This window comes from Actinophytocola glycyrrhizae (genome assembly GCF_042653545.1).
Taxonomy (GTDB): domain Bacteria; phylum Actinomycetota; class Actinomycetes; order Mycobacteriales; family Pseudonocardiaceae; genus Actinophytocola; species Actinophytocola glycyrrhizae.
Genome location: NZ_JBHSIS010000002.1, coordinates 811,009 through 818,146, shown reverse-complemented (window position 1 = coordinate 818,146; position 7,138 = coordinate 811,009). Strand labels below are relative to the sequence as shown.

The window sequence follows — 7,138 nt, the reverse complement described above, 5'->3', positions numbered from 1 at the left end:
CTCCGCGGGCGCGGACCCGTGTCTCCCAGTGAGTGGAGGTGACGGAGTGGACGAGTCGATCACGGTGGAGCGGGTCCGGCACGCGCTGGTCGTCGGTCGGCTCGACACGGACGGTGCCGCGGTGCTGCTGGCCGCGAACCTGCCGCCGAAGCGGGACCGCACGTTCGTCGTGGTCGGCGCGTCGTCGGTCGGCGCGATGAGCAGGCTCGACCCGTGGCTGGTCGCCGACCTCGCCGACGAGGTGCACGGCGACCTCTGTGTGGTGGCACCGGGTTTCGGTTCGATGGGCCGCGACGACACGCTCCCGCCCGCCAGGCTGCTCGCCGACCGGCTGGGCGTGGAGGTCACCGCGGCCGACGGTCATCCGGTCGGACTCGCGGACGGCAGCATGTTCGTTCCCGGCCCGACTGCGGGCTGGGTGTCGTTCCGCCCGGGTGGCCGCCGGATCCGCGTCGGTGCGCGGTTGCCCGCGCCGTGGTGGCAGGACGGCCTCCCCCCGCACGACGACCGGATCACACACGTGCCCGCCGGGTTGTGGGTCCGCGGACCAGGCGCGCCCGAGCGCCCGGCCGATCCGCTGTCGCGCCGGGTGCCCGACCCGGACCGGATGTACGTGGTGCTCGGTGCGCCGGGGGAGCAGCCGCCGGACGCGACGGCCGTGACCGGGGTGCTGCGGTCGCTGCCGGACGAGGGCCGGGACCGGGCGGTGCTGGTGTGGTACGGCTCCGGCGGCGGGGTCGACGCCCGCGCCCGAGCGGTGGCGGCGGAGTTGGGCGCGCCGGTGCGGGTCGCGCACGGTGTGCCCGGTGACGACGGACTGAGGTACGTCGACGAGGCCGGCGTCGCGCGCTGGCGGCCGTTCGCGCTGGAGAGCGTGTACCGGCCGGACGGTCCGCCGGTGCTGGACCGCTGGATGGCGCCGCCCGCGCTCGCGATGGCCGAGCCGGGGACCTACCGGTTGACCGGCGAGTGGCTGGTGGACGTCGTGCCGCGTGGGCTGATCGTGCGGCCCGCGTCGCCGAGGAAGGTCCCGGTGCCTGTGGCGGCCGAAGCCGGCGCCACGGCCGACATCCTGTTCGTCGCCGACGCCCCGGTGCCCGCCGAGGTGGTGACGGCGATCGACCGCCTGGTGCGCGCGTTGCCCGAGGACACGAGGCAGAACCTGCGGATCGTGCCCGTCGGCACCCATGCGGAGACCGCAGCCGCGGCTGTCGAGGCCGCGGACCGGGTGGTCACCGTCACCGACACCGACGCCGACGTCGCGGCAGCGGACCCGGCGCGGGCGCCGGAACACGCGGCTGCCGTCCCGGCGCCGGTCGGCGCGGTGACGGTGCTGGCTGACGGCCGGGTCGTCCCCGCCGCGCCGATCCTCGCCGTCCCACCGACGCGCACCCGGACGGTGGACATCCAGGACGGCGTGCTGGTGGTCCCGCTTGCCGACGACGACCCGCCGCCCGCGGCGGACCTGCCCGCGAGCGAAGCGTCTTCCGTGGCGCCGGGCCTGAGCCGGGGCGGTGACACGCCGGTGCCTGCCAAGGCCAGCCCGGTCGCCGCACAGGTCACGGCACCGGTGCTCGGTGGGATTCCGGTCTTCCCGGCCACGGCCACCAGGACAGCTCCGGACGAGGCAGCGGCTTCCGGAGCGGCTTTCCTCGCGTCGTCGCCCGGCGTTCCCGAGGCGGCCCCGTCGCCGCCGGAGCCGATCCCGGCGGTCGCCGCGGTCGCGGCGGCCCCGGCGGTTCCCCCGACGGTTCCCGCGGTGATGTCCCCGAGTCCCGTCCCTCGGCAGACGGCACCTGCAGAGGAGATGTCCGTGGCCACGCTGCCCACCACGCCGCCTGCCGGTGTCCTGGCCACCGCACCGTCAGCGTCGACGCCTTCCGCTGTGCCGCAACCGGTTCCCGCGTCCCCGTCGCTCGCCGATGCCGGCGGGACGGAATCGGTGGCCGGTCTGCTGCCAGGACGGGGGGTTCGGCGGGCGGCGCACGTCGCGTCCTCGATCGTCGAGGTGCCCGAGAACGTGCGCAGCACAGCGGAACAACGCAGGGCCATGCGCGCGGCGCTCGGCTCCCGCTACGACGTCGCCACCAGAGCGGTTACGAAACTGCTGTCCGAGCGCCCGGGGTTGCGGTTCGGCGTGGGGGACCGGGCCGCGCTGCTCGCGGAGCTGGCCGTGGTGCGGGTGTTCGCCGACGATCCCGACGCACCCTACGACGCCGACTTCTACGTCTGCCTCGCCGACGGCCTGCGACGGCTGCCCACGGCGCGAGCCGTGGTGGTGCGCGGCATCCCGGCGGACACCGACGTCACACCCGGGGCGGTGTTGCGGCTTCCGGTGCCGGTCATCGCCACGTCCACCGCCGCCACCGCGCCCGCGGGGCCCGCGGAGGCGTTGATCTGGACCACCACCGCCCGCAGGCTCGAAGGGCTGCTCGACGAACCGGACCGGGGCAGCGACGTCGTCCTGCCGGGGCACACGCGGCTGCGCGTGCTGGCCGTCGAGCCGGATCCGGTCCGACGGGTGCTGCTCGCCGAGGACGGCACGACCGGGGCCGCCGCCCTGAACCGGCTCCGGGCGGCGGCCTTCGCCCGGCCGGAGAGCGGGGCCGAGCCAGGCAGCCGGTGGTTCGGACCGCTTCCCGCGGCGTGAGAGGAGAACCCGTGGACCACCATCACGACCTGCTCACGCGCGCGGGCCGCGTCCCCGACGGTTGGCTGGCCATCGCCCGGGAGGTGCTCGCCGCCGGGGACACCGAACGGCTCGGCACCCTCTACGACGCACTCGACACCGGGAAGACCCGGACCGCACCCCATGTTTTCGCGCCGGCGTGGATCGGGTACGAGGAGGCGGACACGGCCGTCGTGACCGCGGTCGTGGCCGCGGCCGGTGCGCAGGCGTGCTGGGCGACGGTGCGCGACGCTGCCGACCGGGTCTACCTCGTGCAGGCCGCCGACGACCTGCCGACGATCACCGCCGCGGCGCAGCGGGCGCTCGACGGGCTGGTCGACACACCCCTGGTGGAGGTGTTCGGGCCCGGCGATCCGTTGCCCGCCTACCACGAGCACGCTCTCCTCGCCGCGACCCTGTTGTGGTCGAGGACCCCGGCGCCCCCGGTGCGCGTGGCGCGTGCGTTCGACGGCGCGGGCGACGACGGGCCATGGTTCGAGCCCGGGCACGAACTCGTGGTGGACCCCGCGGAACGCAAGCGGCTGCTGGACTTCCTGGCCGCGGGTGACGTGGTGCTCACCGCGGACGCGCCGCTCGAGGATGTGTTCAGCGGTGCGGCCACCGTCCCGGCGAGCCTGCGGTCCGACGGCACGTGGGTGTGGTCGGACGCCTCTCGGTACTACCTCGACCGCCATCAGCTGGCACCGGACACCGAACTCGTCCGGCACGCGGTGTCCGGCTCGCCGCGGGCTCGGCTGGATCCCCTTGCCCGCCACCATGTTCGCGCGGCCCTGACCCCGTACCCGGCCGACCAGGAGGGCACATCGTGACGACCAGGATGACCGGAGTCCGGTCGGTACTCGGTGTCTCGCCGACCGAACCGGACTGCTTCCGCACCGTCGGTGACGCGATCAGCGCGGCCCGCGACGGCGACGTGATCGCCGTCCGGCCCGGCGTCTACCCGGAGTCGATCGTGCTGGACCGGGACGTGACGCTGTCCGGTTCCGGGTCACCCGGCGAAGTCCGGATCGAGGCGGCAGGCGCGCCGGTACTGCGGGTGACCGTCGAGCATTCCGAGGTGTCGGGCATCGAGTTCGCGCATTCCGACGGCGAGGTCGCGATCGATCTGCGGGCCGGTGTGCTGAACCTGGACGAGTGCGTGGTCGCCGCGGATTCCGAGGTCGCCGTCGTGGTCCGCCGCGGCGCGGCGTTTCGCGCCGGCGCCACCACGGTGCGCAACCCGGGCGGCGCCGGGGTGCTGGTGTTCGACGGCGCCAAGACCGAGCTGACCGGCTGCACCTTCACCTCGGTCGGCACGACCGCGGTCGTCGCCCGCTCCGGTGGCACGCCTACCATGGTGGACTGCGTGGTCACCGGGGCGAAGGGCGCGGTCCTGGCCGCCGACGGCGGTCGCGGCGAGTTGCGTGGCTGCCGCATCACGGACATCACCGGCACGGCGATCGTCGTCGAGGAGAACAGCGAGCTGACCGTCACCGGCACCGACGTGTCCACAGTGGATGGCGTGGCGGTGCTGTCCGCCGGCGGGTCGCGGCCGGTACTGCGCGACTGCCGGATCACCGAGACCACCGCGCAGGCGATCGTGGTGACGCAGAACGCGTCCGTGGAACTGGATCAGGTCACCGTGGACGGTGCCCGCGGGCACGCGGTGCAGGTGCTGGAGGGTTCCGCCGCGGACCTGACCGACTGCGTGTTCACCGGCACCGGGCACGACGCGGTGGTCGCCGGTGCGGACGGCGTGATCCGGCTGACCGGCTGCGAGATCACCGGCGGGTCCGGGCACGGCGTGCTGGCCGAGCGGCAGGCCCGGATCACCCTGCGGGACACCAGGGTCGTCGGCGCGGCGGCGGCCGGCCTGCTCGCCCGCGACCAGGCCCGGCTGGACATCGACGGCGGCGAGGTGCGCGAGTGCCAGAGCGGTGTCGTGTGGCGCGGGCAGGCCGGCGGGTCGATCACCTCGTGCGCGGTACGCGACAACCTGGGGGACGGCATCGCCGTGCTCTCCGACGAGGACGTGGCGGTCACCGACTGCGTCGCGGAACGCAACCTGGGCAACGACACCCGGTTGCCCGGTGGTGCGCCGACCGCGCTCCCCGGCGGCGGGTCCACAGCGGACACCCAGGGCGCCGGGCCGCCCGCCGGAGACGCCGAGGAGCTGGAGGCACTGCTCGCCGAGCTGTCCGCACTGGTCGGTCTGGACGGGGTGAAGCGCGAGGTGGAGACGCTGGTGCGGCTGCACCAGATGTCCGAGCGCCGCGCCAAGGCCGGGCTGCCCTCGCCGCCGCTGTCGCGGCACCTCGTGTTCACCGGCGCGCCCGGCACCGGCAAGACCACGGTGGCGCGGCTCTACGGCCGGATCCTCACCGCGCTCGGTGTGCTGAAGAACGGTCAGCTCGTCGAGGTCGCGCGGCCGGACCTGGTCGCGTCGGTGGTCGGTGGCACCGCCATCAAGACCACCGAGATGTTCACCAGGGCCATCGGCGGCGTGCTGTTCATCGACGAGGCGTACACGCTCTCGCAGGGCAACGGCAGCGGCGGCGGCCCGGACTTCGGCCGGGAGGCGATCGACACGCTGGTGAAGCTGATGGAGGACCACCGCGACGAGGTCGTGGTGATCGTCGCGGGCTACACCAACGACATGCGCTCGTTCCTGGCCGCCAACCCCGGGCTGTCGTCGCGGTTCTCCAGGACCATCGAGTTCGCCGACTACTCCTCCGCGGAGCTGGTCACGATCGTCGAGGGCCTGTGCCGCGGCCACGACTACCGGCTGGAGTTCGAGACCAGGGCGGCACTGCACGCCTACTTCACGAACCTGCCGCGCGACGCCGCGTTCGGCAACGGCCGCACCGCGCGGAAGGTGTTCGAGGAGATGCTCGGCAGGCAGGCCTACCGGCTGGCCGACGACCCGGACGCCGGGCACGTCGCACTGACCAGGCTGCTGCCGGACGACCTCGGCCCGCTGCCCGGCTCCTCGGTCGGCGCGGGGGCAGGCCGGGTGGACGAGGAACGCATCGACCAGCTCCTCGCCACGCTCCGCGGCCTCGTCGGGCTCGACGAGGTGAAGGCGGAGGTGTCGGACATGGTCGACCTGCTCGCGTCGGCGCGGCGGCGGCAGGCGATGGGGCTGCCCGCGCCGTCGGTCAGCAGGCACCTGATCTTCGCGGGCCCGCCGGGCACCGGCAAGACCACCGTCGCCCGGCTGTACGGGTCGCTGCTGGCCGCGCTCGGCGTGCTGGCGCAGGGGCAGGTCACCGAGGTCGCGCGCGCCGACCTGGTCGGCGAGTACGTCGGCCACACCGCGCGACGCACCACGGAGGCGTTCGACCGGGCCCGCGGCGGTGTGCTGTTCATCGACGAGGCGTACACGCTGTCGTCGAGCCGGGGCAGCGGCCACGACTTCGGCCGCGAGGCGATCGACACGCTGGTGAAACTGATGGAGGACCACCGCGACGAGGTGGTGGTCATCGCGGCGGGCTACGAGCGGGAGATGGGTGGTTTCCTCGCGGCCAACCCCGGGCTGTCGTCGCGGTTCTCCCACCGGGTCCGCTTCGCCGACTACACCCCCGACGAACTGGTCACGATCGTCAACCAGCACGCCACGACCGCGGGCTACGAGTGCACCGGCCCGACCGTGGCCGCGCTGCGCACGCACTTCGCGAAGATGCGCAGGGGCGAGTCGTTCGGCAACGGCCGCTACGCCAGGCAGGTGCTCGACGAGGCCATCGCGCACCACGCCCGCCGCACCCGCTCGCTGACCGACCCGACGATGGACGACCTGTGCGTACTGCTGCCGGAGGACGTACCGGCACCGTCCCGCCCGGACCCCGCGCCGTGAGGCGCCCACTGCCCTGAAAGGCGCGTTGAGGGCGCTCACCGCCCTCAACGCGCCTTTCAGGGCATGAGTCGCCGGGCGCGCGGTGCCCTGGCCTCAGGCCGCTTCGAGCTGGCGGCCGGGGACGACGTCGCGCAGTGCGCGCAAAGCGTTGTGCAGCCTGCTTTTCACCGTGCCCGCCGGCACGCCGAGCGCTTTGGCCGCGGACGCGGCGGTGCGGTCGGCGTAGTAGACCTCGACGAGGGTGTCGCGGTGCACCGGCGACATCCGGTCGAGGAGCGCGCCGACCACCACCCGCGTCTCCACCTCGTCGCTCGCCGGGGGCAGCACGGCGGCGTACTCCAGGTCCTGGTCGGGCAGCTCGACCTCGGTGGGCCGGGCGCGGCGGCCGCGGTGCTGGTCGACGGCGATGTTGTGCGCGACCCGCATCAGCCAGCCGCGGACCGAGCCGTGGTGCTCGGTGAGCCGGTCGAGGTGGCGCCACGCCCGTACCCACGTCTCCTGCACGACGTCCTCCGCGGCGTGCCGGTCGCCACCTGTCAGGCGCGTGGCGTAGTTCTGCAGAGCGGCGCCGTGCGCGCTCATGACCGCGTCGATGGTGACCCCGGTGCTGACCATGT

The 7,138-nt window shown here is 74.3% G+C and carries 4 protein-coding genes; 3 read left to right on the top strand and 1 reads right to left on the bottom strand.

Going from position 1 to position 7,138, the window contains the following annotated elements:
* Positions 1 to 46: 46 nt before the first annotated feature.
* Genes ACFPCV_RS03715 through ACFPCV_RS03705 form a run of 3 tightly spaced genes read left to right on the top strand, consistent with a single transcriptional unit; the run spans position 47 to position 6,521 of the window.
* Entirely contained in the window at positions 47 to 2,650 is a 2,604-nt protein-coding gene (locus ACFPCV_RS03715; protein ID WP_378054457.1) for a hypothetical protein, read from the top strand.
* A gap of 11 nt (positions 2,651 to 2,661) precedes the next feature.
* The gene (locus ACFPCV_RS03710; protein ID WP_378054455.1) at positions 2,662 to 3,498 is read left to right on the top strand and encodes a hypothetical protein; all 837 of its coding nucleotides are present in this window, start codon (positions 2,662 to 2,664) and stop codon (positions 3,496 to 3,498) included.
* Positions 3,495 to 6,521 carry an AAA family ATPase gene (locus tag ACFPCV_RS03705; RefSeq protein ID WP_378054453.1) on the top strand — a complete coding sequence of 1,009 codons (3,027 nt, stop codon included), beginning with the start codon at positions 3,495 to 3,497 and terminating at the stop codon, positions 6,519 to 6,521. Before ACFPCV_RS03710 ends, ACFPCV_RS03705 begins: the two co-directional genes overlap by 4 nt.
* Before the next feature lie 93 nt (positions 6,522 to 6,614).
* On the opposite strand, the gene ACFPCV_RS03700 is transcribed toward ACFPCV_RS03705, so the two are convergent.
* On the bottom strand, positions 6,615 to 7,136 hold the full coding sequence (locus tag ACFPCV_RS03700) for a sigma-70 family RNA polymerase sigma factor (protein ID WP_378054451.1): 522 nt from the start codon (positions 7,134 to 7,136) through the stop codon (positions 6,615 to 6,617).
* Positions 7,137 to 7,138: the final 2 nt, after the last annotated feature.